The organism is Sporolactobacillus kofuensis (assembly GCF_024125425.1).
GTDB lineage: Bacteria > Bacillota > Bacilli > Bacillales > Sporolactobacillaceae > Sporolactobacillus > Sporolactobacillus kofuensis.
On the sequence record NZ_JAMXWN010000019.1, the window covers coordinates 1 to 25,482 of the forward strand.

The window sequence follows — 25,482 nt, forward strand, 5'->3', positions numbered from 1 at the left end:
GGCCTTCTAAGCCGTGGGTCATGGGTTCGAATCCCTTCTGGGACATACAGAAAAGCCTTGATATTAAAGGCTTTTTTCTTTTGCGTAAAATAATAATTATTATAAATAAGACCTCTTTGGGGCAGGTTTGGGGCAATATTTTATTTTTTAAGCAAAATTTAGGTCATATCACACCTCCTACATCAGTATATTGATGTCAAGGAGGTGTTTTTTATTGGTGAAGATAAAGCACAATCTTAATACGACGATCGATATGAAGATCTACACATCATTTAGGAAGAAGTGCGATGAAGATGGAAATTCCATGAATGAGGTCTTGGAAGTTTTGATGAATGATTACGTAGAAAATGATTATCAGATTGAAGTAGAGAAAAAAATATCTCTTAAGAAAAATTGAAAGGCAATCCGATCCCCTACCACAGATCACGGATTGCCTACCCGTCAGCACAAGGGCCAACGTATGTATTATAACCGATCAGAAACCATCTGACCAATAAACCATACGGCCCGCTGACCCAAAAACCCTGACTTTTTGTTTCGTCTCGCGCACGCGTACGCGCGAACAGGGTAGAGAGAGGAGTGGACTTTTTATTTTGAAAAAACACGACATCAAATTTGCTGTGAACATTGACGACAAACGAAAATTGTTGCTTATGGCTTATGATGCTGATCTATCGTTGACTCAATTTTGTTCAAAGCTTGTCCGGGAAGAACTCGTTCGATATCGTATGTATTCAAAAATAGCCTACCCGAAAAACGGTGAGCTTATACACGTCAAATTAGAAGACGATTATTTTAAGATGCTGCAGACGTTGTCAGTACAGTGGCTCCTTCCCTATCGTCATGTCGTGCATCGATTAGTCACAAATTACCTGAAAGAACCTAATCCAATTGACGCAATGGTGATCTCATACACGGATTTATAAATTCTGTGGTCCAATGTACCACAAAATTGGAGGAATCAGCATGAACAGCTTGTCTTATATTGATTTAGGTTACGGTTGGACTAAAGGTATTGGATCCGGAAAACAATTTTTTGAACCGTCGGTCGTTGGCGATGCACGGCCGCTGATGGATGAGCAAACTAAAGACGGAGATCTGATTTACCACGATGACGACAAATCGCTCTTTGTTGGTGGTCTTGCATTGCGACAGAGCAAGATAAGATACAACAGCACGGGAGAAAACAAAGCAGAAACCTGGACAACTGAAATACTTCTTAAATCTGGTCTTGCCACATTATCCCCTACTGGTCCTACAAATCTTCTCACAGGACTTCCAGTTGATTATTATATGAAGCAAAAAAAATCAATGGCAATGTTAATCGATGGATTTAATACATCAGGACCGTACCAATTGGAGATGGTCGGAAACAGATATAAAGTCCGGGCGAATCCATTGATCGCAAATTATAAAATCGTGCCGCAACCATTTGGCAGCGCGATGGATTATCTATTAGACGACCGAGGAAACGTAAAAAAAATGAGCGATGCAAAGAAGTCTATTCTTGTGATCGACATCGGTTACTATACTTTGGATCTTCTTGAACTGATCGGAATGGAAATCGGCAAAAACAGCCGATCACCTCATGGTTTGGGCGTGGATACAGCTTACAATATTCTACGTGGTTATCTCATTGATCAGCTTGGCCGCGCACCTGAACGATTTGAAATGGATCGATACGTGTTATCAGGTGAATATGCCGGATATGACATTCGTCCTCTCGTTGAGCAGGCTTTCCAAGCACTAGCACAGCAGATTTTATTGGAGATTGATAGCCTATCAACCTACTACGATCTGTATCTGCTAACCGGTGGCTGTGCCCCACTAATTAAGGATTTCATCAATCTCCCAAATTTAGTTGTACTCGAAAATTCACAGTTTGCTAATGTTCGTGGTTATGGGAAAATTGGTGCTCGGCTATGGTTGAAGTGATTCGCATCCGATTACGCAAGAAAAAAGATGATGATTTACGTGTAGCATTTGAGAATATAAATGAAGACAAAAGTGATTTGATTCGGGCAGCACTAAGAGCATATTTGTTTGACCGTGCAGAGCGTCCGTCCATGCTTGTTTCGCGTAAGCCTGTCCTTAAACTGGAGAAGAAAGAAAAACCAGACTATGCCGTCACTGATGGACTTGATGATCTTTTAAATAATTTCTAGTAAAACAGCAAAAATTTCGCCGTTATCTCCACAGTTTGAAACAAAATAGACACTTTTGAATATGTTTAATCGCTTACATTTGCATAAGTTTGATTTGCACAAATTATTAATTCAAGAGATAATAACGTTGTTGGGAAGGATCGAAGAGGAATCCTATATAAAAAATACCTGTCCTTGGGTGAAGGATGGGTATTTTTATGCGCTCTTTACTAAACGACTGGCAAGGATACCCTCTTTTTGAAAGATCCGGAGTTGTTTTTTTGAGTAGCAATATGCTTTAACATACGTCTCCCCTACTTGGATCACACGAATATGTCGCTGTGAGAAATTGCCGTTTTTCGCCTGATAAATGATCTCCAAGATATCGCCGATCTTCATGGCACGACCCTCAGTGTTCGCGGACATCCGTGTTCAAACTCGACACGCCCATCCTTTTTCAATCGTTCTAAATGTCCCTGAACCGTGCTTGTAGATTTGAGATTGACTTCATCAGCTAACTCGCGAACAGATGGTGGATAGCCTTGTTCTTTTGTTAATTTTTTGATTGCATCTATAATCATTTCACGTCTTTTCAAAACAATCACCTCATAATTATTATAACGAACATTTGTTTCCTTTTCCAGTATTAAAAGAACATTTGTTCGTGTATAATATAACAAAAGGAGTGATTTTATGATATTGAGTGACTTCGAGCGCAAAGTAAAGCAGATACTTTTAAATGATCGTTCATATGATCGTTCACCTAATATGGATGCCTTGGAGCAGCGAACAGGTCATGATAAAAAGGAAATCGAGGAAACGATTAAAAAACTTAGAGAAATACCAAGATCTCAAGGTGGTCTAGGATTATGAACAAATTGACGCCAGGAAGCAATATGAGATGGGAAAGCATGCGTATGATGTTACCGGAACACATAGCGCGGATTCATGAAGACCTTGAAAATGAGAAAAAGATTGCTCGACCCATTTTAGCTGAGGATGAGTTGGACCAGATCGGGCGCACACTGCAGGAAGCTATTGAGAAACATTCACTCATTGAATTAAGCCACTACAAAGATGGGTTCATTAAACAGGCTATTTGTTATCCAGTTCGACTTGATCCAATCACTAAACAATTGATTGTCCATGATTCTTTCGGAATTAAGTGGAGGTATGATTTTCAGGATGTTATTGATGTTCATTTAGGCAGTAAACAATCTGAATTGTAATCGTTTGATAACAACTAAACTTGACGATACTTAATATATCCCTCTATTCCTTCCCTGTGCATCTGCATGGGGATTTTTTATGCAAATATTTTTTATTTACCTCACCATTTTTTGAAGTTATCTCTACTTAACATATGAACAAAACAATGGAAAGTAGGGATATGATGAAACACACTGAAATCGAATATCGACTTTTGCACGCTGTAAGGTTGGAACTTGAGAAAAGAATGCTCAATGAGCAACAATCAAAAGCAGGATATCTGTCTACAAAATTCTTACTGGAATACGAAGATATTATACTTTGGCATTTTGGATTAAATGATCGCGTGAAGCTTAACGATGTTGTTGATCTAGTGCTGAATGGCTGGGAACAGGACCAAGATAGCATATTATAAGAGAATGATTTGATACACAAAAAAATTAAGGTTCATTAAAAGGGTTGAGATATAGCTTGTCGAATTAAAAGTAAGGGAGATGATGTATATGTCAAAAGATAACTCAATTAAGCAGAAGTATGCGTATGAGTGGACGGAAATCGATTATATTTTAAAAAAGCTTGAAAACGAAACAATTTACGATCATAACGGAAATATAGATCGAGCTGCTGGATCATTGCATACTAATGGAGTGAATTTAAGAAAACAAATTGATTCATTGCTATTTAAAATCGATAATGACATTCCAGGTGACCTCGAAGGATTCAAGTTCCCTAACATTTGAATAAATATATATCCCCGGTCAATAGCTGGGGGTTTGTTATGTAAAAAGGTGCCCGCGCATTCGCAGTCACCCTTTTTTGTAATGAAGTATATAAAGTTAAACACATCTGGTAAATGCCCCAAGATGGGTACTGCCCCCATCATGCCATGGATCACTCCGATGACACCCACGTGAAAGGTGGGCTGCTTTCTGTTTGCATATTGGAACACACATTCAAACGGCTATCCGTCTGAATGATCACCAACCATTGTCACGCGCCGTCGGTCGTAGCGCGGTACGGTTTACGCTGTGATCAGCTGATCTTTGGCGCCCTTGCGATTTCAGGTCGCAGGTTTCCGCTAGCACAATTAACAAACCAGGCAAGGATTTGCACCCTGCATAGAAACCATCCATAAATGGTAAGCCTAGAAAGAATCGTTTGCTGCTGCTACGCTTACCTCGGCTCAGTTTCAATTCTTGCACCTAGCGTCTACCTATTCCACCACTGGTTCGCAGCTGTTTAAGTCAGCCCTGTTACTTATATTATACCACAATATGTATGGGCCCGGAGCAATCCGGGCTTATGATATATTGATGATCGTTATGTCAAGATTTAGGTGTTTGCTGTGCTTTGGCGTTCTCTAAGGCGTTCTGGATGCCTTTCTGAAGATCAGCTACATTGTACGTGTTAGATTGTGGAGCAGCTGCCGTAACAGTTGCTTGAATTTGTTTCTTAGCTTGATCTACAGCCACACCAAGAGCAGCGTGTAAATCAGTTACAGCAGCCTGAATGTAAGTTTTAACGCGCTCTGCATCCAATTTAATGTGGAATTTTGCCGCAAAAGCAACCAGAGCATCGGCAACAAACTGATACTTTGCAACGCCTAGACCTTTGCCATTGTAGATGCTCTCGGCAGCCTTAACAAGGGTCAAAGCATGTGACTTTAGAATTAAGTCAACCGCAAAAGAAAAGCCGTATTTGACGGTCGTACCGATCAATGCGGCAATAACTGCAAAGATTGCTGTATCGAGATAATTTGAAATGTCCATGAGATCACTCCTTCAAATAATAATGGTGTGTGCCTTGCCCTTCCGGTCTGCACAGCTGCATTCGCCCCTAATTATGGCTTCAGTCCCCATTAAAAAAATCGTCCGATTATCGTACGAAAATCAGACGATTAGTATTTTAGTTTCTGTCCCGGATGAATCAGGTCAGAGCGCAAATGATTAATAGATTTGATATGTGCAACGGTTGTCTTGTGAGTACGTGAGATCGACCACAGTGAATCACCTGATCGAACATTATAAACATGTGTCGATGGCTTAACAGTTTGCTTAGATGCTGTTTTTGTCAGCCTCAGGTGCTGTCCTGGATAAATAACAGTTGAATGTAATCCATTGAGCGACATGATCGTGCGATAGCTTACGCCATGTGCTTTGCCAATACCGCTCAGTGTGTCGCCTGGTTTAACTGTGTATGTTGATGTCACAGTTTTCTTAACAGGCACTTTTGTAACCTGTTTGATTACTTTTGCAGGTGCAGGCTTAACTCCGGATTTCAGTTTAGAGAGCAAGGCAAGGTTCTGTGCAGCCGTACCACTGTAATTTGCAATACCGTAAGACTTGGCCAGTGTCGCACGTGCTGAATAACTCCATGCCTTTTTATGCTGCTTGAGCCAATTAACAAGGCTTATGCTGCCAATCTTTTTAACGACCTTTGTAGGTGTAGAATTTGGAGCGATATTGGTGTCGCTATACTTGCCGGCGTAGTCCTGCGACACGTCAAAATAGCCACTCATACCTTTAAACTTGTAGCTTGAGGACCATTGCCAAGAACCCTTGATACCTTTGTACCACTGTGGTTCTTTAGTGCCGCCGTTGTATCTTGCCAACCACGGATCAGAGACTGAGAGTTTGCTAGGATCAAGGTTACTGTTATAAAAGCTAGATCCGGAGTAAAGGTCCACGATCGGATATCCAAGCTGGTGCATCTGGCTGATAAACGCATTAACAGCGACAGTCATTTGGTCGCGATTCGACTTCTTGATTTCAACATCCACTACGACGATGCCATCTTTTAGCTTGTCAAAACCGACATACTTTAATTGCTGATTAAAATAGTCAGCTTCTGCTTTTGCTCCCGAAGTTGTACCCGATCTAAAAAAATGATATGCATTGACCGACATGCCTGCTTGTGATGCATTGGCAATATTGACACTGGCAGCTTGGTCAATAAAGTTGGTACCATCACTAACCTTTACGACAACCCCATCTACTCCACTCGCCTTTAGTGTTTGATAAAACGACAAAGGTAAGCCGCTTTTGGAGTTGTGATGAGACACATCAATAAAATCTACTTTTGGTGCTGCGTGTACCGGCGCAATAAAAGAGAGCACCAACGCAATCGTTAGTGCTCCGGAAACAAATCCATTTAGTAATCTTTTCAAAGCTAATCGCTTCCTTTTATGATATTTTCCCATTTTTGAATTCGCCTCCTTTCGGTATATGTAAAAATAGCGCCCATTTGGACGCTTACTTGTTAAAGAAATAATTGACGATAATGCTGATAACACTGGCAACACCGCCGACCGTTACAGCGATTTTACCGATTGCCTTCCATGTCCAGATATGGGCTTCTTGCTTCTTCTGCTGAATACCCCCAAGCATGGTCAGCATCTTCGAATTCTGCTCACGTAGAAACTTGTTTGATTCATCATTACGGGCATTGCCATCCAAAATTTGATCAGAAAGTTTCTGTATTTTCGCATCGAGTTTTTCCTGACCACCCTCCAATTGCTCAATTCGTTTCTCATGATTCTCCAGTCTCTCTGTTGTATCCACCCTGTCATCCCCCTTTTTATGCAAAATAAAAAGACCGTTTCCGGTCTGAAAATGGATCATCTCCTTTTGTGGGATAAGTTACCAACTAAAAACGACAAAATAAAAAGAGCCCGAAGGCTCTCAGTTACTGCTTATTTTCTTCTTGTTTGAACAGGTTTACCGTTTTCGATATCACGTTTAGATCTTATGAGGTACGCTCTTAAATTAAAGTAAAAACTATGTCCTGAAAACGGTCTTATATCATTTGCTCCGGCATCCAAAAACGAGTACAAATAGTTTACCTTTTCTTCGAAATTGGTCGATTTATTATTTTGCAACTGCAAAATGTAGGCATATATTTTACTTGCTGGTTCTTTGTTCCATTTCCAGCGCTATATCCATTGGTATAACTTAGCGTTGAAGGAGATTTTGCCCACCTTTTTAAACACCAAAACATTTTTCTAAATTCTTTTTCACGGTCAAACAAGAGATCATCCCCCATCCTGATAACCCGATTTTAAATCCATATTGTTAGGATGGAAAGATATTTTGAGTTGCTGCGCAGTTGCGTCCTACTGGTTAACATAATTAATTATTGCTTTCTTCCACAAAAGATATCCTTCACCAGCTAAATGAATTCCATCTTTTGTCAAATATGGTTTGAGCTGATTTTTATTGTCAGCAAAAACCTTATAAAGATTTATATACTTATATCCGAAACCACCAGCAATTTTTTGCAACTGGCTATTCACGTTTTTAATATCATTGTTCGTGAATATAAATGATGTATTTGTATCCGTGTTGACTGGTAGAATGCTTTGAACAAATACTTTTGTATTTGGGGATTTGTCTTTTATTATAGAGAGTATATATTTATAGTTTGATAAAAGTTTGTCTTTTGATACCCCTCTCTGCAAATCATTTATCCCTGCCATAATGAAAATTTTTTCTGGTTTACCTTTAGTTATTTCACCAATTCTAGACAGTATATTTCCAGTTGTATCATAATCAATGCCACGATTTCTAATACTGCTATTGTTAAATAATTCATCCCATTCGCATCGCTGAGTAATACTGTCTCCAACAAACACTATATTGTCTTTTTTGATTGGGAGAAGTTTAAATAAAGAAGTCCTGTGATAATGTGTTGCATAAATTACATCAATCTTACTTGTCGTATTAAATTTTTTTATTGCATATGCAGTGCCACCAAGTACAAATATTAAATTAAAAATTAATGACAAAATAAGTAAGACTTTTAATTTTTTCACAGTTCAGCCCCATTTTTTAATGTTTTCCCTTATTTTACCACGTTTTATTTTCAATAAATTATAAATTTTGTTTATGCAGCTTGTCCTTCTTCCAATATATCAATCGCATCACTGTAATCATCAACCGTTTTCAAATATTCATACCCTTGTTTATAAAAATTAGCAGATTGATCCGATATGCTAGGTACAAAAGAATATGTTTTCTGCTTAATAAAATTTTCTTTCATTGAATCGCTGTAGACAAAAACAACAATATTCAGGGTTTCTTTGTTTCCGTTTATGGAGTCAATTTGATGATAGGCTTGTTCAAATGTAATATCTTGTCCGTAAACATTTAAGCTCACAGATTTCTTTAATGCCATTTTTATCACCCTTTTTCTAATAGATTATTGCACACTAAAGTAGATTCCATTTAACGTTGCATACGTATTCTTGACGTTTTTGTAAATGCTCACGTCTCCATTAATATCAATTTTTAAAAACCCAGAAACAGGCAAGGAATTAGTTATGTCAAATGAGACAATAGGGCATAGTAATGGGCTTAAAGGTCTCATACCTTGAGGTAAGTTTGTTATGACAGTTCCCTCGGCTGATGTCCCATTTGCAATTAAACCCGCTAAATATACCACGCCATTTTTTTTAAAGCATTTTGCTGAATCAAACAATCCAGATGGATTACTTACCCACGAATTTTGCAGACTTAATGTTTGAGGACTTTTATCAACCGTTTCTCCCGAAATAGTCTTAGCTATTTTAATTCCACTCACATAGTATATTTTCCCAGCATCCACTTTTGCTGCACTAAATTCTATGAAATATAATCCAATACCTGGAAGAGTTAAGGTTTCAATGACATCTCTAGTATTTCCCGTTGTACCGCTTATAGTTGCTAAATCCACACCAAAATTTTGTATAGTAATATTGCCATAAGTAGTTCCTTCCATACCAAATATGTTGAGAACTGTACCTACTTTGTCATTGAAAAATAAAAAGGCTATTTTTTCCGCTGGTTTTGAATTATCTAGGTTATAATAGGTTCTTAAAAGTGCATTGCTCGTAAAGTCTGTTTTAGTTGATGCACTGTTAAACACATAAGGAGCGGTGAATGAAATAAAATCTTTGTCATTAAAATCTGCTTTATAAAGAAATGCGAGTGCGTCTTTAATAATAATATCTGCAAGTATAGAATAATCAACAAGGTGAACGGTACCATCATAAAAGGAATTATTAATTGTGTTATTTTTCCATAACCGTATTAACTCTTCTTGCATATCGACATACTCATGTCCTTGCTCTTTTGCGATAAATTCACATGCCTTTGCATAATTTCGGTTAACAAGATCATAGTTTCTTGTTGCATCGTTCGCATGATCTATACTTGCGGTAGGTGACATTAAAATGGCTTCAATTCCTGATGCTTTAGCTTTCCTAGCCATTGATCGCAAGTTACTTACGTAGGTGTCATAATCAATATCATTGACACCGTTGTGATCATTTAGCCCCCACATAATGATAACTAAATCTGGCGATTGACTAGTTACATTTGCATCAAAATTAGCCAAGCCATAACTTGAAGTTTGACCTGGATATCCTTTATTTACAACGGTAATACCACTATATCCATAAATATATTGAAGTTTCGTTTGCAAAACCGCAGGATAATTATTTGCAGTTTGTATTGCTCCTGTACGATAGCCCCAAGTCACGCTATCGCCAAAGCAAACAATTACAACAGGCTCTTTATTTAATAATTTTCTACGTGTTTTGTTAATCGTATGAGACGCAATATCCGCCAACTGCGCAGCAACTGAATCGTTATTTGCGTTGTAATCAACCACTTTGACGAAGTTATCGAGATTGAGCGTATCGTAATCTGTTTTGAGCTGATTAATCTGCTGAATAAGAGTAGTCACGTCGCTCATGTAGTCCTGTGCCGCTGTTGTCCCTGTTAGCGCATCTGCAATCACATTAAACGTAAAGTTACCTGTAGACACTCGATTTGTTGGGTTCTGTAGGTCGGCATTCTGCTCTTCAAAGGCAAAGTAAGCCACATCGATTTGACCAAGAACAGCAAAAATTTCATTGACGAGTGTATATTCCAATTTACCTTGTTCAGCATCAATAACATTGATCGTGCCAAACTGTGTGCCATCGTCACGGATGTAATGCCCGTCCGGTGTCAGACATTCAAAGATCGGATTCATCCCCGTAAAATCAAAAGGCAGGCCGTTTTGCGTGACCTGCACCGAGAAAACATTCGAATCATAGTCGTTCCGGCGAATCTCTATGTGAGGAACAATCCCTCTACCCGATAAATCTAATACAAGATTAAAAAGTTTATTTGTCATGCTGATCAGCCTCCAAGCCCTGTGATACGTTGCTCGAAATTAGATAAAACATTATTTAACGCCTGAGTTGATCCGGGATTAGCCGGATCGGTTACGGTTGGGTTGTATATATTGTCCAAACCATTACTGCTCAACCAGTTTCTTAAAATTGCAGTGGTTTCATCGTCTTTTTTAAGTTGCCAAATATCGGAGCGTATGGCCTGAAGGATTGCGTCTAATAATTCAACCGTGTTTTCAGATAATGTTCCATCAGACGCATAGACCGGATTTAGAACGGCCGGATTGAAATAAATAGCATCTGGTCCGCCTGATTGCTCCGTGTGGTCATCTGGTCCGCCTCCAGAATTTTGCCCCCATAACCATGTGCGCAGCGTCTGTAATCCTGTTTTTGATAGATTGGTCAGTATTTGGGTTGGATCATAACCGCTTGAAAATGCCGTATTCGGTCCCACGCTGCACTGACTATCAGGCAAACGTCCTTCGGATTTGGCCAGATCTAGTTTTCCACTCGCAGTCGTGACCTGGTTGAGCAGATCCAATCCAGCAGAAGATGTCTGAACGACATTATTAATTTGTTGAGTAGTTGTTTGGGATTGGCTTGTCAATTGATCCGTCAGACTGTACAATGCCGTCGACAACTGTACAGTGGACAGCCATGGTTGAAGCACATTGTACGTCCTCTGTGCAAGCCGTGACGCCAAAGTGACCTTAAGTTTCGGATCATACACCCGAACAACATCACCAATCAGTGGTATCCCGTCTTTCTTATCCAATATCACTTGCATGATGTAGGTAATTCTCGGCATCGAAAGCACGGATAAAACACTTACGGCCCACAGTTTCAATGCTGTTGGATCACTGATTTGATCATTAGTCTGCTCATAGCACTTCACTTTGCGAGATTTTCCAGTAGCATCATACCACTGATAGTTCTCTATGAAGTCAGATCCACCATTTGCAGTGGATATTGTGATTGGATTACCGTCAGCGTCATTGGCTCCATATGCCCTCATACGAGTATAGAGGTACCGACTGTCTACCGTCCGTTGATTGCTCTGCAGATTCTTACTGTAGGCATATAAAAGACCGTTGTCCTCCCCAACTTGTGTGAGGAGTGAAACGGTCTTTTCTACCGTGTCGAACTGCAATTCGCCACTGAATATCGACGGTAATGACATAATAGCAGCCAGTGGATTTGTTACTTCTGTAAGAACAAACTCCACAGTATTGTTTATTTGTACTGTTCCGACCGTCCAATCAGATGTGGCAAGTAAAGTCTCTAATACCGATTGAGCGGTCGCACCAGTCATTGTAACAGGCTGAATAGGGTCATACTCAGCTAGATCATACCAAAGCGCTTCAGCATAAATCTGAGCCTTCAGTGTGCCTTGACTGTCCCAACCATTTTGCATCGTGCGTATGACAAAGACCATACCGGCGACTTGTACCTGATCTTCAACATCGAAAAGGTCGAGCTTTGGATCGTCATACGGGAGATTAAACGTCAGAGTCGACTGTCCATTTGTATCAGTAATGATCTGATCAGTGATGATGACATCTGTCGCTTGATTGAGTATGGCTAGACGCTTGCCTGTGCTGTCATAGATTTGTGGGTAATCAAGCATTATAACCACCTCTCCCGATAAGCAACAGACAGATTTAAAGCTTCACTGGACGATAACGTGTTAATACCCGGTTGCAGCTTAGGAAAATCTCCATCCCAATATTGGATGGCATTCTCGTCATTCAATTTGTAGGTCATTTCTCCAGTATCGATGACTAATGTATCACCATCGTCGAGTGTTCCTGTAAAAGCCATGTCAATACCGTTTAAAGACAGCGTAAAATCTGATACTTCACTATCGGCAGTAACAGTTAAAATAATCGGTGTCTCATAAGTTCCGTAGTTTAGCAGTGATGTACTACTTTCCCCATCAGAAACCCACTCTACTGTTTTTTCTTGGACCGCATAAATAAACGGATCATCGCACTTAAATCCGAGTGGAAAATCCGCTGTTGTTGGTGTGAATTTTATTTGTGACTCGGTTACGGCTGATGTGTATTTTGCCATGTAGAATCGTCCTGGATCATCATCAAAAACGAGACGTTGATAGCCTTCAACCGGATTAAACAAAGAAGCAAAAGCTAGAATATTATTAATTAAGTCTCTTCGATCTGATCCTTCCATCGTCAGGTTAATTGTTAGAGGGCGCATGTCCAAATCAGTACCAAAGTCTTTTATTCCCGGCATTCCGTAAATAGCCATTTCGTAATCGCGGGTTTTTGGGAGCCAGTCCGGTTGTTTGCTAGACAAATAAACACCATAATCGTTGGAATGTATGCCCCCATATGAGAATCCTGGTATGCCCTTAGGTGTTTTCATATGCCCTTCACACCCTTCGCACGTCGGGCGCTCGCCTGAGAATTGTAAATTGCTTGTTGAATCTTTTGTATGTCTTGATCGTTTCGCACGATGACTTGTCCGATCAGCGGACCGTTATATTGCGTACTATTATCAGCAGTGGATGTTGAAATTGGCGCCCCATTTGTCACCGGAATACCATTGACTAACCGGCTAATATTCGGGCTTTTAACAGCTGTTGGTGGTGTAATTGCTTTACTCAGTGCGCCTTGCAACGCTGGCGTACCTTCCACAATGCCATGCGTAAACATCTTCATGAGGTTAGGCGCCCAGACATCGGCGTCCGCGCCAGGACCCTCCTCAGCAGGTGAGTGAAATCCCAAGAATTTCTTCACAGAGTTGACGGCACTCTTAGCAGCGTTTGCCACGCCACCAATAGCACTCCGGATACCATTGCCAAACATCTTGATTAGATTCGCACCCCAACTAAATGCAGAACCTCCGATGCTACGCAGAATCGATCCAACCCTGCTAATGCCACTCCTAACAACACCAGTAATGCCATTCCACGCACTAGATGCCCCTGATCGGATTGCATTCCAAGCGGCAGACATCACGGATCGCACAGCCGAAGCGCCTGATCTAATGACACTTTTTACTCTGCTAAATGCCGAGGAGACAACGCTTGAAATAGCATGCCAAGCAGATGTTGCAGCCGACCTAACCGCACTCCACGCTCCACTAAGTACGGATTTCACAGTAGAAGCGCCCGATCGGATAACCGAACGAATCGCATTCCATGCACTACTAATTGCGCTTTTAATTCCATTCCATACCGAACTGGTCACACTCCGAATGCCATTCCACACAGAACTGATAACAGAGCGAATGGAGTTAAAAATGCTTGATGCGCCTGATTTAATCCCATTCCAAATGGATGATAAAGTACTTTTAATTCCATTCCAAATAGATTGTGCCGCTGATGAAATTGCATGCCATGTGGAATTTAGGAATGAACTAACCTGTTTCCAGTGCATCGTGATTAGTAATGTCGCTCCAACAATAGCAGCAACGATGATTGTGATGATCGCTATTACCGGATTCCCCATCAGGGCCACAAAAAAGGCTCTTAGAGCCACGATCCCACCGGAAGAAAACGCCATCACAGCACCACGAAGAACTGTAAACCCAATGCCAATCGCAGAGAGAATAGGGGATACTAGACGTGCCACGCCAATCCCTGCGACTACAGACGCGATCAATTGGACAATGGCAGGATGTGCTTTTGAAAATGACGCAATCCATTGCGTGACAGCTTGGACAACTCTTAGCATGGCAGCACCCATCGGAGCGAGCGCGACAAGAATATGACCAACAGCGCTTACAACGTTTCCGATAATCGAAATTACTACTGGCCCATTCTCACGAACGTACTGGATAAACTGCTGGAACCCTTTCGATGAACCAATGCGAGATGACCATTGAGCGAATCTTTGCGACATTTTGAGAAGTCCGTTGACCATCTGTGTAGACAATGGACCAAATTCTCTTAATAGATTCATGACCCCGAGCATAACATTTCCAGTAATACGACCAAACGCGGTAATCATGGGTCCTGCCATTTTTCCGAGATAATCAAAAAAAGCTTTGACTGGAGGTGAGCCTAATGAGCGATTCAAGTCTTTTAGCAGACCAGAAAATGCGTTTGCTGCTCCCTGAATTGCAGGCCTGAGACCCGTCAAAATCATTTGCAATGCCTTTAGCCCACCGGTAAACATATTCAGTACCGGACTTTGAAAAGAAGCAGTAAATGATTTCCAAAAAGACTGAAAGGAGCGTAATGATCCAACAGCTGCTCGTTGTTCGCTATCTAATCCTTTCATCGCATCTTTGCCACCACTAGCCGCTTTAATCACAGTTGACAGTGTTGGAACTGCAACAGCGCCAAATCCTACTGCACCGGCTCCTGCTGCGGCTAGTCCCGAAGACAATGCCATTGCTCCACCTGCTGCCGCCGCAAGCATTGGAGAAAGCATTGGCAAACCGGTCATAATGGAAGCTGGCAATAGCCCAATACCTTCGCCAGAATGAGATGAACCCATATCGTGATTGGAAAGTGAATCAAGTTTGGCTTTAAGAGCGTCAATTTTTGCATTTGCTGCAGCTGTATCAGCGTCCACATCGATGTTCTTATCATCCATATGCTTGGCGTTCATCTCATCCAACTTAGCTGAAGCAGCTGCTGTGTCTGCATCGACGTTGACTGTTTTGTCATCCAACTTCTTTGCATCGAATTCATCTAATCGCGCTTGTTCGGCACTCAATTCCGATGCAAATTCTGCTGCATTTAAAATCATCCTAATGACAAGATCCATGTTTTCGCCCATTGATTACACCCCCAATCCCCATTGATGGTCCCCGATTTGGTTCAGCATGTCGCCTTGCTCACCGTTGCTTTCTTCCTGCTCTTTCTGCTTCTCCATTCGCCGAGAACGTGCGTCTAATAAATACATAACAGACGCCCAAGAACTGACATCAAGCCAATACTCAGGCGTCTCTCCATACGTTTCCACGCAAAATTCGATTATTTCGTCGATTGGAGTGCTTTCTGTGCTGCCTGAGGAAGGCCCAGGCTTTTCGTAAAATTTAGCAAGCTGTCCAACCGATTCACCTTTGAAATCACGCTGAAGGCGTCCACCAATTCGGGAATGGTCGCTCCATTCTCGTCATCATCCATAACGCCCTCAGGCAAAGTCGGAGCAAAGGTCCTGAGAAACGTCTCAACCGTAGAACCGAACTGTGTTGCCAATATGGTAATCGCATCGTCGATCTTTTTCGGATCAGTCTTAGATAGTTCTTTGATCGTTTCACTCATGCCCTTAAACATCTTTGTAATTTTTCCAACCGGGACAGCCTTCACGATGTACTCTTTGCCGCCGATGGTAATGACATCATTCTGATTACTCATACTCCGTCACTCTCCACAATCGTTCCGTATTCTTGGCCTGCCGTTTTAGACATATCAGGTAGACAATCGAAAGTCACCTGAACCACAGATTCTTGGTCTTTGCGAATCTGGTAATTTCCACTTGCATAGCCGATTGCTCTATTCACATTAAAGGTTCTGGTAAATCCATCTGGACCAGGGCCAACAAATTGCAGTGTATGTTCAGTCGTGGATGTGTCTACCCCGATGCCGAGTGTTTTGTCACCAGATGTTCCATCAGTGGTGATTGTAGAATTTAAGTTAAATGCCAGTTTCAAATTTTCCAGTGTGGATTCCTTCATGGTTGTCACAATCTGAACGACACGGTTCGTACGTGTTTTCTTAACAACTCCAATGATCTGATCGACTTGAATGTCTTTGAAGGTATCACGTGGGTTAATCGATACGCCACCATCAGTACCGCCAACATCTGTCGTGTCACACTTGAAACTTGAGCAAGCCCCAATTATGATGTTTTGAATATTTACAGGCATGTCTTTCACTCCTTTTAGTCAAAATAAAAAGTCGCCCAGTAGACGACTAGATAGATTCATAGATTATTTTGTAGATGCTACAGCATTGCTCTGAGCGGCGTTCGATGGTGAAGATGGATTTGTGTTAGGAGAAACAGAAGCGCTCTGAGAAGGCCCCTGAATGTCCTTCGCTTCTTTTACAACGCCTACTCTTAAAGCCCCCTTGACCGTTTCAGGTTCTGCTTCAAATTCTTCTCCGTAGGGGTACTTCTTGCCCGAAACAACAACTTCATTTCCGGGCTTAATCACCTTGTAAGTACTCAACTTTCTGGCACCTCCCCGGCTACGACTTTTTCAATAGCTTGTATCGTCAAAATGAGTGCCACATAAGTGGTATTTGCGTACTCCATCTGTCCATAGCGATATCCCGTTAGCCCACTATTAAAAGCTGTTTTTCCAAGCTGTGAATCTTTATCGATTGCTGCTCGCATCGGCTCAATCCATCTTTTTGCTTCGGCATCAGATGACGGTAAATCCATACGACTGAATAAGATTCTTGCCTCTATGTTGTGAGTAACATTATAGGTCACGTCACGATCACCAAAAGGAATCGTTCCGTTGGACAAATAATGCAAAACAACGGGTAGGCTTCCGACCGATTCCGGAAGATTTTCATAGACAGTTGCACCAGGCATGACACTCTTTTCAATTTGTGCAAGTTGATGAATGATATTAGTTACCGGCATAGTCAGAGATTTCCCCCTTTACTTTTTCGGCAACTTTCATCTGTGCTTCATTGCCTTTTTCCTCATAGGCATGTTTCATGAAATGAATACCTTTGGTTCCTTTTGTCTTAACTGCTATCCAGCCTGCTTTTGCTAAGCTTGAATGAGCGACGCTCCCTCGAACGAAAGAGCGTCCGGTTGATCGGAATCCTTTCACAGTGGCCCATCCATTGAATGCGCCTATAGGGGCTATGTGTGGCCGGGTGTCATATTCGACAAATGGTGCATACGGTGCTTCAGCACCCATAACGCCCATGATATTATCTCCATCTGGAGGTAGTACTTCAGAATGAAGCGACTGTGCCAATTGTCCAGTTGCAAATCGTTTGGTGCGAATGGTCTCTGCCGCATCCCTCTGCAGGATATTCAATCCTTGGCGAACGCCTTTCACACCGCCTTCTATGGCTGCCCGAGCCAGTCCATTAAAATCCGGCTTGTTAACGATTCTGAAACTCACAGGCTCACCCTCTTATGCCGTTGAAGCATGGCAAGAACGTCCTTAGGCGCAGCCTGAGTATATTGCAGAATACCAAAGTCTGTATTTCCGATCACATCCGAATAACCCGAATCCTTTTCTTTCCACAGCCGAGCTGCGAGCATTGCCGTGGATCGTTTGATATCCGCTGGCATCGTATCTGGCGTGTAACCTCCGGTATAAGTCACCGTTACTTTTGCCATTGTTAGTGGCAGAGATGGAACATCACGGCCTGTAAACACGTGGATGATATAGCTTCCATCATCAAACCAGGCACGTTCAGGGGCAATATTATACACATCATCGAAGGGCATACCCTGATAGGAAATTGCCTGGATCGCATTGACCGGTGTTTTGTTGAGTGAAAAGGTAAGGTCTCCATTTTTATCCGCCTTGACCTTGTGTGTTTCTGCAGATACACTTTCATACGTCCATCCTTCAGCCGGTGTCAACGTCAAGTCGTCTACCAATCGGCTTGCTGCCTCCACAACATCAGGAAATAACGTCGCATCTAACAGGATCGTACCGGCCCCATGCGCTGCCGACAGCGGATCCTGCAGGGTGATGTATTGTTGAGACGCGATTTTTACTGTAGCAAGTTCACTTCCCTGCCCTTTATAACCGACGATAATCAATGCATTTGCAGGCAAACTAACCGGTCTATCCACATACAGTTGTATATCACCCGCATTTGCTGACTGAGTGACGGTTGCTGTTGGGGTTAAGTTTAATGCTGATGCTACATCTTGCACGCTTGCATATGATGCTCCCATACATCACGCCTTCTTTCGTTGGTAATTCCTTCTTTTTACATTTTTATCATCCGGCAAATAATGTGACAGTGGGTGCTGAGCCACGTTGAAGTGCGGAAACGCGGTTAGTGCACGTCCGATGTGTTCCGGAACTTCAAACACTCCCGGGGCTTTCGCGTCGTACGTATCAGCACCCACTGCCAAGGTCTTTGCCGTATTGTCTTGCGTTGTGATCAACATCAGGAAATGATTGGTTCGCCTGAAGCAATATTTTGAATAACAGCCATCGAAGCCGGGAAATAGTTCTTGAATGTTTCGATAGCGCGCACTTCAAAGTCATATCGAGGGCCACCGTTATTACCACTCTGACGGCTCATCGCATATTCAAGCTGTTGGTATTCCTGCTGCGTTTCAACTTCAAGGACGTTAGCCACTTGGTTGTTCGGGTAAGGCAGGACTTCAGTCAGAATGATAATCGTACCTGGTTGCAGGTGTGGCATCGTTTCGATTGCGATCGGTTGGCTTGGGAAGATCGGGTTCGTATAATCGATAACCGCATAACCAGCGTGCAGAGAACGTGCTTCGGCTGGGTCGTTACCGATGAACTTGTATGTTCCACCGCCACCTTGACCGGACTTAACGATACCTGCAGTGAGATCAAGCATTTGTTCACCAGATACGAGAATGCGAGTTGGTGACAACTGAACGTTATCCCAAATCTGACGGATGGCATTGTCAATTTCCACGATGCGGCCGGCACTTGCATGAAGCTTGCTACCATTAAGAGATTGGAAGAGCGCTCCTGACGGTTTAGATCCCGGTGTTCCTGGAGATACGAACGTTCCGTTTAGGTAAGCACCTGACAGTGTACCAAGCAGACCGTTGAACGTGTTAGGATCTGCGCTGGTATCTGCCTGAGCGTTTGCCCATGTGTCAGGGTCAGCCAGTTCCGGAAGTCTTGGAGCCGGATTATCAGACGATGGGATATCCGTAACCGTGATTGAGTTAACGGTTGTTGTCCCATAGTAGAAATAATCAGTACCGTTGCTTGATACATACCAGTCATACGCCACAACACCGGCGAGCGCAGGATTGAAATTGCCATATTGGTCAACAACAGGAACAGATGCTGACACCGAGTTGGTCGGGTCTGTTCCTGCGGTTACCGCACTGATGTCTGCAGAAGGAAGTGAACCACCACCAAAATAGTAGTTTTCATGGTTACGAGCCCGAACACGCACATGTACCGTTGTCGTATTTGGGATGGAACCACCCGTAGCTGATGCAGCCAGTACCGGAGCTGGTGGTTGCGGTGTTGCAAAGTTCTGAGCACCGAGTAAGAAACGATCCTCTTCGATCATCTGAGCATACAGCAAGTTGATACCGGCTGTTGCACGCAGATCTTCAAATCCACGAGCGAGCATCTGAGCGTCCATTTGTACGCTGTCACCAAGTGCGATCGGGTAATAGTTCGATTGGAAGTCCAGTTCTTCGGTTGACACGAGTGGGCCTGCTGCACCGAAGGCAACGGATGGACGTTGACGCGTCGCGTTAATCCGGGAGATTGCTTTCCAATGCGCTGCCGCACTACCTTGTCCTGCGTGTACGCGCGGAATTCGGTTACGGAATGGGCTCCATACCGGGAATAGTTTTTTCGATGGTTCTTCAAGTTCATACCCCGTCAATCCTGTACCCACAGTAAATCCTTGTGTGAGGGCCTTCTTGACGGCTGGTTTCATCATCGACAGCGTTTCTGCTGTGATGGAATTAATAGCATCTGGCATTGATTGTCACTCCTTATTGGTTGTTTTGCATTGCAGGATGTATTGATTTAGCGACTTCACGTTGCAGGACATTACGAATATATGGATCCTGTACCTGCTGTGCAGCTTGTGATAGGACGTCAGGATTGTTCAGATCAGGTCCTTGTCCTTTTCTCACGACATAATAATCATTGTTCTGAGCAGCACCTCTAAGCATTGGTCCGCCTGGCATCGGTTGGTCTTCAATCTTCTTGAGCCGCTCCTCTAACGAGCCAACAGACTTCGTTACTTTAAGCAACTCCCCGAGTTTGTCACCCAACTGGTCCAGACCAGCCGCTTTTAGTGCCTTCTGAACAGATTCAGCCACCAGAGTCTCACTGGTGGCTGATTTCTTAACTTCTTCAGTTTCTTCACTGTCTACCGACTTTTTGGTTTCGGCTTTTGGTGCATCTTGCTTCGTTTGTGGCTTGTCTCCGTTCGGCACAACGTTTTCCTTAGGCTTTGTCTTGTCCGTATCCGGTAAGTCTCCCTCGGCTTTCTCTGTCGGCTTCTTGGACTCTTCAACGTCTTTTGCTTCAGGAGCCACTTCGTCGTCCGGATCATCAGGATCACAGCACCCCATCGACTTGCACGCTTTATGGAATTCGTCTAAATTTCCATACCCTGCTGTCTTGCACAGATTCATCATCGTGTCGTGGGCTTTCTTCATTTCTTCTTTGGTCATTTTGCATTTGGCTTTTTCTACGGTTTCCGTTTGTTCGGTTGCTGTCACTGCTGCTACCTCCTTTAGTGCATTTGCAATGCCATCTAGTGCATTCATAAGACCATAAACCTGTTCGTTGTCATCACCATGACCGGCAGCTACTTCAGCTTGTTCTCGGTTCATAATCTCTTTGATTAGTCCTTTCAAGGCTACAAGTCCGGCTGTTGCTTGTTGCATCAATCCAGCATCGTGTTGCTCCCATTCCTGAGATCCAGGCACGATTACTTGGTCATTGGTTTGCTCTCCGTCCACCTCATCCACCCCCTTCTTGATTTCACCTTTGTTATTTGGTGTTTCAATCTTGCCGTTTTGGTAAGAATAGCCATCACCTGCAGCAGATGCGATGCGCTTGCCAATCTTCTCCCACTCTTCTGAGGTGTAGCCTCCTGCTTCTCGCTGTCCGTCGTGGTTAAAGTAGCTGACGGCCGCTTGAATGTGTTCCGAATCAATCGGATACGCATAGTTGACCGGATCTGCGTACTGATCCGGATCGGTTGGTTTTCCCTTTGGTGGGTCTAGATGTCCTTTTCCATCCTTAAACGAAATCCCGTACTTTTTCGCACGGGATTCTGCCTGTTCATGAAGTTGGTCATTCTCTTTTGACTTGGCAACTTTGGCTGCATCAAGTAACTCATTAAGTGATGGGCCGTTTTCACCGTCTTCTGACTTAATAACAAGAAACTTTCGCCCGGATGCTGGCTGTGTTACGGCGTCAACATGATTCACGTTAAGGTCGTACATCTCATTGACCTTTTCTTCTTCCAGTTCATCATCCATGTTCATTCACCCCCTTTCTCACTTGGTGGAGCCGTCTGTTTTCGGTATGCTTCACCGTCAATCGAGTAACCAGTGAGAATGCCACCCTTGATCAGAGTCCACGCTGCATCATCCCATACAACGCCGAGCATCCAATCACCAGCTTTAATGACTTGGTCGCCGATTTCCCAATCAGGACCGCGATAGATGTAAGACTCCACTGGTTTGCCATGTCCTAGCGTCCCATCTTGATGCTGTAAACCGATACCACCATGGTTCGCCATGTACTGCCACGCTGTTTTTTCCAGTTCCTCTGGTGTCGTATATTCGCCATGTGCGTCCACTTCGTTCGCCGGATAAGCAACGCCGAGCGTGTAGTGCTGTTCCTCAGCTGCTTTCGTGACGCTGTATTTTGCTGTCTGCATATTCTCACCTCGATTTTTGGGTATAAAAAAGAGCCTTAACGTTGGCTCCGGACGAGATATAAAACGGATCACTTCCTTATGCAAGTTTGTCTTGTAAAAGGTATCCTTCAAGTTCCCATATCTTATTTTTGATTCGCTCAATGCAAATCTCTTTCCCTATTTCCTCGCTGTAGTTCGCAGGATCCACACACCCTGTCGATTCGACAATGACAAACCCATTCGGCAGTTTTGCTGAAACAACCGTCGTTTTATCAAAAACCGTTTGAACTTTTATTTCAGAATGTTTGAATATATCATCGATGTGTTCTTGAGTCACGATGTTTGTGCTCATTTAACCACCTTCTCATACGTTTTCTCGAAAATATCTGGCTTAAAATAGGCCTGCAAACTCAGCTAGGAAGTGGGCTGGTTTTGCATCTGCGATGTATATGCCTTTTGCATATTTGTGATTAAGTTCATCATCGTAGGTTGCAAGATAATAGTTCAGTTTTGAATCGAAGTTTTCTTGTTTGTTTACGATCAACTCATTTTCCGGATAACCGTCCATATGAATCTGTACACCAACATAATCAAATCGTTGTTTCTTAGCCCGTTTAAATACTTCGATAAGTTCATTTTTAGTCATGTTTTTTCACCTCACTCAATCACAAATAAGAATTGCCTACTGCAATTCGGATGACCGACCGGATTTGATTCTGCTTCTTCCAATGTCCATATCTCATGATTTACTGGAGCACATATTTCATCTTGTGTTCCATCCAAGACTTCTACTTTTGTCACATCAGCGTCTCTCGCGCTTGCAATCTGCCCTCTGCTATACGACATAGATGCTTCTGTCCGAGCAATCCGACGTGCTCGCCAGTCGCTCATGAACGGGAAACCAATCTCACCGGATTGATTGTACAAATCATCAGCAATGTTCACCCAATCTTTCCCTGATTCCAGCTCATTTTTGAGCCACTCTTGAAGGTTCCTTCGGGTGTCTTCGTCAATTCGCATCTTCGGATGTTTTGACATTATCAGTTTTCCTTCATCGTCAACACTCATCCCAACCAGTTCAGCTGATCTCTCCATGCCGTATTTCCTTGCATAAGAGGATACCGTACCCCAAGAAAGGTTAATTCCCTTCTGCCTGAGCACTTGCCATACGTCCTGCGCACCTTGTTCAAAAGCATCTTCAACCTGTCTCATGACTTGAGGCCTTAGAACCTCTCTCCAAGGAGTCCAGTCATATTCCTGCATCGCCTTGTGAATGGCTTTTTCCCAATCGTCGTCTTTCGGCTCCGGCTGTTTCAGAAAGATACCTCTCAACTTCTGAAGTTGTTGGCGAAAAAATGACTGGATTGCATAAAAAATGCCATCGCTTGCCTGTTTCAAAGACTGATTATGCACGTCCGGTGTCACCCATGCTCGATTGTCCGGCTGTTTTCCTTTCAGACGGTTCGTGTCAGCTATATCCAAGTCCTCTTCTGTCCAGTTTAAAGACGGTGGTCCTGGTTTTGCTGAAGAAACTGATTGAGTAATAATCATTCCGGTAGCCAAGTCTGCTGCCGCATCATTTCCACCGTCATTGCCGCCCGTATTCGCTTTTTGAACCGGACGGCTTACCAGAAAAAAGGGCCCCGGAAAGCCCGATCCACCTCCTCGGTGTTCGTAGCGCTTTGGAGTCGCTCCCACACTTGATCATGTATGCCGTCAGGCAAAATGTCAGATTCAAACTGACGTGTTGCCCGACCCTTCTTCACTCGGCGCTTACTATTTTGTTTCCAACGCTTTAGTTCAGTTAGCACATCATCATCTGACGGTGCTATAGCCTTTTCAACACCGTCATTTTCCACTTGCTCATCGTTTCGGTTTGCTTCATCAACCGCTCTCTGAGCCTCCTGAGTGGCTCTCTGGGCAAATGGCTCATCTGGTCCTTGTGGTGGTTGCACACTCACGCTAGTGGTCGGCATCAACGGCGTTCCACGTTTCTGATAAATACCAGCATCTTGAGATGGGATCCACATATACGGAATCATCTTGCCAATCTGGTCAATCGGAAGAGGTCCATAGTTTGTTTGAATGAATCTTCCTACCGGCATGTTGGGATCCGGATCCAGTCCGAGAATGTTCTTCCGGATTTCGTCTGCTGATTCAGCACCGATTTGCGTGTAGATTTGATGTGTCTGTGCTTCAATCAGCTTGTCTGACTTCTCGCCAACATTGAAGTGAAATTTCAGTGGTACACCGAAATATTTCTTAATGATTCGTGTGTAAATGCCGGCAAGATACTTCGTCAAAGGAAGTAAGCTTGCTCGATACATGATGTTTTCCTGAAGTTCACCAGATGCTCGGTTCGAATCCTCAGTAAATCCGATTTCTTCCGGAGTTACCTTGAACGCTGCACACGTCTTTTTAAGCAGAAACTCAGGGAATTTGGTATCAAAGCTGGTGTCTTTTGCAGGAATCGGCTTTGCTCCATTAGGCACCCATTTGACTTTATGCTTCATGGCTTGATCGCCAGCCATTGTAGCGTCCCACAGGTCCTGAAATTCCTGAATCTGCTTTGCATCCTTAAAGTCTGGAGGTGCTTCCATGAACGTATCCGGTACAGTTCCTTCAGTGAAATATTGCAAGAAACTCCATTGCCAACGTATGTCCGTATTCATGGTCATCACGAGCCATTCTACTGGTGGTGTGCCATAAGGAGACCGTGCATTTGAACGGAACGGATTATAAATCAGTTCGTCGCGCGTCAGCCACACACTCGGAATACCCTGAACATACTGAGAAAAAGCCGGCGCAGGAGGATCCGGAGCATGACCCCAAAAGTCAATCAGTGGTGCAATCGTTGTGCCGTCTACGACTTCCAGTGCTCCTATTTTTCCGGCGCGCGTCTTGCGTACATAAATGGCACCAGCGTCGAACGATAGTACGTCGTCCAAAAAAGCATTCTGCCACTGGTCAAAAGGCGTCTGACCATCAGGACACATAAAGAAGTCCGTCACCATTTTGATCTGTGACGTCAAATCTTCCTTATCATTGACTGTCTCATCTGGAATGATTGACCACTCAAGCCCTCTGATTTCGTCCTCACGGCGTTCAATGCACAGTCGGGCTACATCATAAGACTGAAGCAACTCTCTCATTGTATCGAACGACATGCCGCTTTCTACGGCACGTGGACGTGTTGCAATGTTATAGCCGGTTGTATAATCCCATTGCCTTGGCTTCTCGCCTTGTGGGAAGAACTGATCCAGTGGACGACCCGGTGCAAATGGTCCACCCGTTTCCATCCCCTGACGGTCAAGTGCCTGTTCTACATCTGAAGTAGGTGGATTGCTCCCGACATTCATACTTCCTGGCGCTTTCGGATCATATTCGGTTGGTGCCACTCTATTCGCTGCTTTCAGAAGCGCTTGACTCATCCGTTCTCTAAATCCCATCGG

The 25,482-nt window shown here is 43.3% G+C and carries 33 protein-coding genes; 9 read left to right on the top strand and 24 right to left on the bottom strand.

What is annotated here, in order from left to right; translation table 11 throughout:
- The 5 genes from NIE32_RS12815 to NIE32_RS12835 form a co-directional block, all read left to right on the top strand.
- Positions 1 to 194: hypothetical protein (locus NIE32_RS12815; protein ID WP_253077293.1), on the top strand; the 194-nt coding region annotated here is incomplete at its 5' end.
- 20 nt (positions 195 to 214) lie between these two features.
- Positions 215 to 397 (top strand): hypothetical protein, encoded by a 183-nt coding sequence (locus NIE32_RS12820; protein ID WP_253077294.1) that lies wholly within the window; start codon positions 215 to 217, stop codon positions 395 to 397.
- A gap of 196 nt (positions 398 to 593) precedes the next feature.
- The gene (locus tag NIE32_RS12825; RefSeq protein WP_253077295.1) at positions 594 to 926 is read left to right on the top strand and encodes a hypothetical protein; all 333 of its coding nucleotides are present in this window, start codon (positions 594 to 596) and stop codon (positions 924 to 926) included.
- 40 nt (positions 927 to 966) lie between these two features.
- Positions 967 to 1,935, top strand: a complete 969-nt coding sequence (locus NIE32_RS12830) for a ParM/StbA family protein (RefSeq protein ID WP_253077296.1) — start codon at positions 967 to 969, stop codon at positions 1,933 to 1,935.
- Positions 1,923 to 2,165, top strand: coding sequence for a hypothetical protein (locus tag NIE32_RS12835; protein WP_253077297.1), 243 nt, complete (start codon positions 1,923 to 1,925; stop codon positions 2,163 to 2,165). Before NIE32_RS12830 ends, NIE32_RS12835 begins: the two co-directional genes overlap by 13 nt.
- A 374-nt stretch (positions 2,166 to 2,539) precedes the next feature.
- Here NIE32_RS12835 and NIE32_RS12840 read toward each other — a convergent pair whose 3' ends face one another.
- A complete protein-coding gene (locus NIE32_RS12840) occupies positions 2,540 to 2,740 on the bottom strand; it encodes a LexA family protein (protein WP_290443620.1) in 201 nt (66 codons plus the stop codon).
- Positions 2,741 to 2,843: 103 nt separating this feature from the next.
- Here NIE32_RS12840 and NIE32_RS12845 point away from each other — a divergent pair, with 103 nt between their 5' ends.
- The 4 genes from NIE32_RS12845 (at position 2,844) to NIE32_RS12860 (ending at position 4,093) form a co-directional block, all read left to right on the top strand.
- Positions 2,844 to 3,017 (top strand): hypothetical protein, encoded by a 174-nt coding sequence (locus NIE32_RS12845; protein ID WP_253077298.1) that lies wholly within the window; start codon positions 2,844 to 2,846, stop codon positions 3,015 to 3,017.
- The gene (locus tag NIE32_RS12850; protein WP_253077299.1) at positions 3,014 to 3,373 is read left to right on the top strand and encodes a YolD-like family protein; all 360 of its coding nucleotides are present in this window, start codon (positions 3,014 to 3,016) and stop codon (positions 3,371 to 3,373) included. The genes NIE32_RS12845 and NIE32_RS12850 overlap by 4 nt, the downstream gene beginning before the upstream one ends.
- Before the next feature lie 161 nt (positions 3,374 to 3,534).
- Positions 3,535 to 3,768, top strand: coding sequence for a hypothetical protein (locus tag NIE32_RS12855; protein WP_253077300.1), 234 nt, complete (start codon positions 3,535 to 3,537; stop codon positions 3,766 to 3,768).
- Between the two features lie 88 nt (positions 3,769 to 3,856).
- Complete coding sequence (locus NIE32_RS12860; protein ID WP_253077301.1) at positions 3,857 to 4,093, top strand: hypothetical protein; 237 nt, start codon at positions 3,857 to 3,859, stop codon at positions 4,091 to 4,093.
- A 585-nt stretch (positions 4,094 to 4,678) separates the two neighbouring features.
- Here the strand turns inward: NIE32_RS12860 and NIE32_RS12865 are convergent.
- The 23 genes from NIE32_RS12865 to NIE32_RS12975 all read right to left on the bottom strand — a co-directional run bounded on the left by NIE32_RS12865 (position 4,679) and on the right by NIE32_RS12975 (position 25,479).
- Entirely contained in the window at positions 4,679 to 5,122 is a 444-nt protein-coding gene (locus tag NIE32_RS12865) for a phage holin, LLH family (protein ID WP_253077302.1), read from the bottom strand.
- Positions 5,123 to 5,250: 128 nt separating this feature from the next.
- A complete protein-coding gene (locus NIE32_RS12870) occupies positions 5,251 to 6,552 on the bottom strand; it encodes a GH25 family lysozyme (RefSeq protein WP_253077303.1) in 1,302 nt (433 codons plus the stop codon).
- A gap of 52 nt (positions 6,553 to 6,604) precedes the next feature.
- Positions 6,605 to 6,913 carry a hypothetical protein gene (locus NIE32_RS12875; RefSeq protein WP_253077304.1) on the bottom strand — a complete coding sequence of 103 codons (309 nt, stop codon included), beginning with the start codon at positions 6,911 to 6,913 and terminating at the stop codon, positions 6,605 to 6,607.
- Positions 6,914 to 7,464: 551 nt separating this feature from the next.
- Complete coding sequence (locus tag NIE32_RS12880; RefSeq protein WP_253077305.1) at positions 7,465 to 8,163, bottom strand: GDSL-type esterase/lipase family protein; 699 nt, start codon at positions 8,161 to 8,163, stop codon at positions 7,465 to 7,467.
- A gap of 71 nt (positions 8,164 to 8,234) precedes the next feature.
- The gene (locus NIE32_RS12885; RefSeq protein WP_253077306.1) at positions 8,235 to 8,525 is read right to left on the bottom strand and encodes a hypothetical protein; all 291 of its coding nucleotides are present in this window, start codon (positions 8,523 to 8,525) and stop codon (positions 8,235 to 8,237) included.
- A 24-nt stretch (positions 8,526 to 8,549) separates the two neighbouring features.
- The gene (locus NIE32_RS12890; RefSeq protein WP_253077307.1) at positions 8,550 to 10,511 is read right to left on the bottom strand and encodes an SGNH/GDSL hydrolase family protein; all 1,962 of its coding nucleotides are present in this window, start codon (positions 10,509 to 10,511) and stop codon (positions 8,550 to 8,552) included.
- 5 nt (positions 10,512 to 10,516) lie between these two features.
- Positions 10,517 to 12,136, bottom strand: a complete 1,620-nt coding sequence (locus NIE32_RS12895; RefSeq protein ID WP_253077308.1) for a phage tail protein — start codon at positions 12,134 to 12,136, stop codon at positions 10,517 to 10,519.
- On the bottom strand, positions 12,136 to 12,894 hold the full coding sequence (locus NIE32_RS12900) for a distal tail protein Dit (RefSeq protein ID WP_253077309.1): 759 nt from the start codon (positions 12,892 to 12,894) through the stop codon (positions 12,136 to 12,138). The genes NIE32_RS12895 and NIE32_RS12900 overlap by 1 nt, the downstream gene beginning before the upstream one ends.
- Positions 12,891 to 15,260, bottom strand: coding sequence for a phage tail protein (locus tag NIE32_RS12905; RefSeq protein WP_253077310.1), 2,370 nt, complete (start codon positions 15,258 to 15,260; stop codon positions 12,891 to 12,893). The genes NIE32_RS12900 and NIE32_RS12905 overlap by 4 nt, the downstream gene beginning before the upstream one ends.
- Before the next feature lie 3 nt (positions 15,261 to 15,263).
- On the bottom strand, positions 15,264 to 15,446 hold the full coding sequence (locus NIE32_RS12910; protein WP_253077311.1) for a hypothetical protein: 183 nt from the start codon (positions 15,444 to 15,446) through the stop codon (positions 15,264 to 15,266).
- An 11-nt stretch (positions 15,447 to 15,457) separates the two neighbouring features.
- The gene (locus tag NIE32_RS12915; RefSeq protein WP_253077312.1) at positions 15,458 to 15,841 is read right to left on the bottom strand and encodes a hypothetical protein; all 384 of its coding nucleotides are present in this window, start codon (positions 15,839 to 15,841) and stop codon (positions 15,458 to 15,460) included.
- Positions 15,838 to 16,353, bottom strand: coding sequence for a hypothetical protein (locus NIE32_RS12920; RefSeq protein ID WP_253077313.1), 516 nt, complete (start codon positions 16,351 to 16,353; stop codon positions 15,838 to 15,840). Before NIE32_RS12920 ends, NIE32_RS12915 begins: the two co-directional genes overlap by 4 nt.
- A 63-nt stretch (positions 16,354 to 16,416) precedes the next feature.
- Positions 16,417 to 16,656 (bottom strand): hypothetical protein, encoded by a 240-nt coding sequence (locus NIE32_RS12925; RefSeq protein ID WP_253077314.1) that lies wholly within the window; start codon positions 16,654 to 16,656, stop codon positions 16,417 to 16,419.
- Positions 16,653 to 17,078 carry a hypothetical protein gene (locus NIE32_RS12930; protein ID WP_253077315.1) on the bottom strand — a complete coding sequence of 142 codons (426 nt, stop codon included), beginning with the start codon at positions 17,076 to 17,078 and terminating at the stop codon, positions 16,653 to 16,655. The genes NIE32_RS12925 and NIE32_RS12930 overlap by 4 nt, the downstream gene beginning before the upstream one ends.
- On the bottom strand, positions 17,065 to 17,574 hold the full coding sequence (locus tag NIE32_RS12935; RefSeq protein ID WP_253077316.1) for a hypothetical protein: 510 nt from the start codon (positions 17,572 to 17,574) through the stop codon (positions 17,065 to 17,067). Before NIE32_RS12935 ends, NIE32_RS12930 begins: the two co-directional genes overlap by 14 nt.
- Positions 17,571 to 18,365 carry a head-tail connector protein gene (locus NIE32_RS12940; RefSeq protein WP_253077317.1) on the bottom strand — a complete coding sequence of 265 codons (795 nt, stop codon included), beginning with the start codon at positions 18,363 to 18,365 and terminating at the stop codon, positions 17,571 to 17,573. Before NIE32_RS12940 ends, NIE32_RS12935 begins: the two co-directional genes overlap by 4 nt.
- 218 nt (positions 18,366 to 18,583) lie before the next feature.
- On the bottom strand, positions 18,584 to 20,128 hold the full coding sequence (locus NIE32_RS12945) for a hypothetical protein (RefSeq protein ID WP_253077318.1): 1,545 nt from the start codon (positions 20,126 to 20,128) through the stop codon (positions 18,584 to 18,586).
- 13 nt (positions 20,129 to 20,141) lie between these two features.
- Positions 20,142 to 21,647, bottom strand: coding sequence for a DUF6582 domain-containing protein (locus NIE32_RS12950; RefSeq protein WP_253077319.1), 1,506 nt, complete (start codon positions 21,645 to 21,647; stop codon positions 20,142 to 20,144).
- A 2-nt stretch (positions 21,648 to 21,649) separates the two neighbouring features.
- The gene (locus NIE32_RS12955; protein WP_253077320.1) at positions 21,650 to 22,051 is read right to left on the bottom strand and encodes an XkdF-like putative serine protease domain-containing protein; all 402 of its coding nucleotides are present in this window, start codon (positions 22,049 to 22,051) and stop codon (positions 21,650 to 21,652) included.
- Positions 22,052 to 22,127: 76 nt separating this feature from the next.
- Entirely contained in the window at positions 22,128 to 22,382 is a 255-nt protein-coding gene (locus tag NIE32_RS12960; RefSeq protein ID WP_253077321.1) for a Gp49 family protein, read from the bottom strand.
- A 39-nt stretch (positions 22,383 to 22,421) separates the two neighbouring features.
- Positions 22,422 to 22,676: a hypothetical protein gene (locus tag NIE32_RS12965; protein ID WP_253077322.1), complete on the bottom strand. Its 255-nt coding sequence runs from the start codon at positions 22,674 to 22,676 to the stop codon at positions 22,422 to 22,424.
- Between the two features lie 11 nt (positions 22,677 to 22,687).
- Positions 22,688 to 23,728, bottom strand: coding sequence for a putative phage head morphogenesis protein (locus tag NIE32_RS12970; RefSeq protein WP_253077323.1), 1,041 nt, complete (start codon positions 23,726 to 23,728; stop codon positions 22,688 to 22,690).
- A complete protein-coding gene (locus NIE32_RS12975; protein WP_253077324.1) occupies positions 23,656 to 25,479 on the bottom strand; it encodes a phage portal protein in 1,824 nt (607 codons plus the stop codon). The genes NIE32_RS12970 and NIE32_RS12975 overlap by 73 nt, the downstream gene beginning before the upstream one ends.
- Positions 25,480 to 25,482 lie beyond the last annotated feature (3 nt).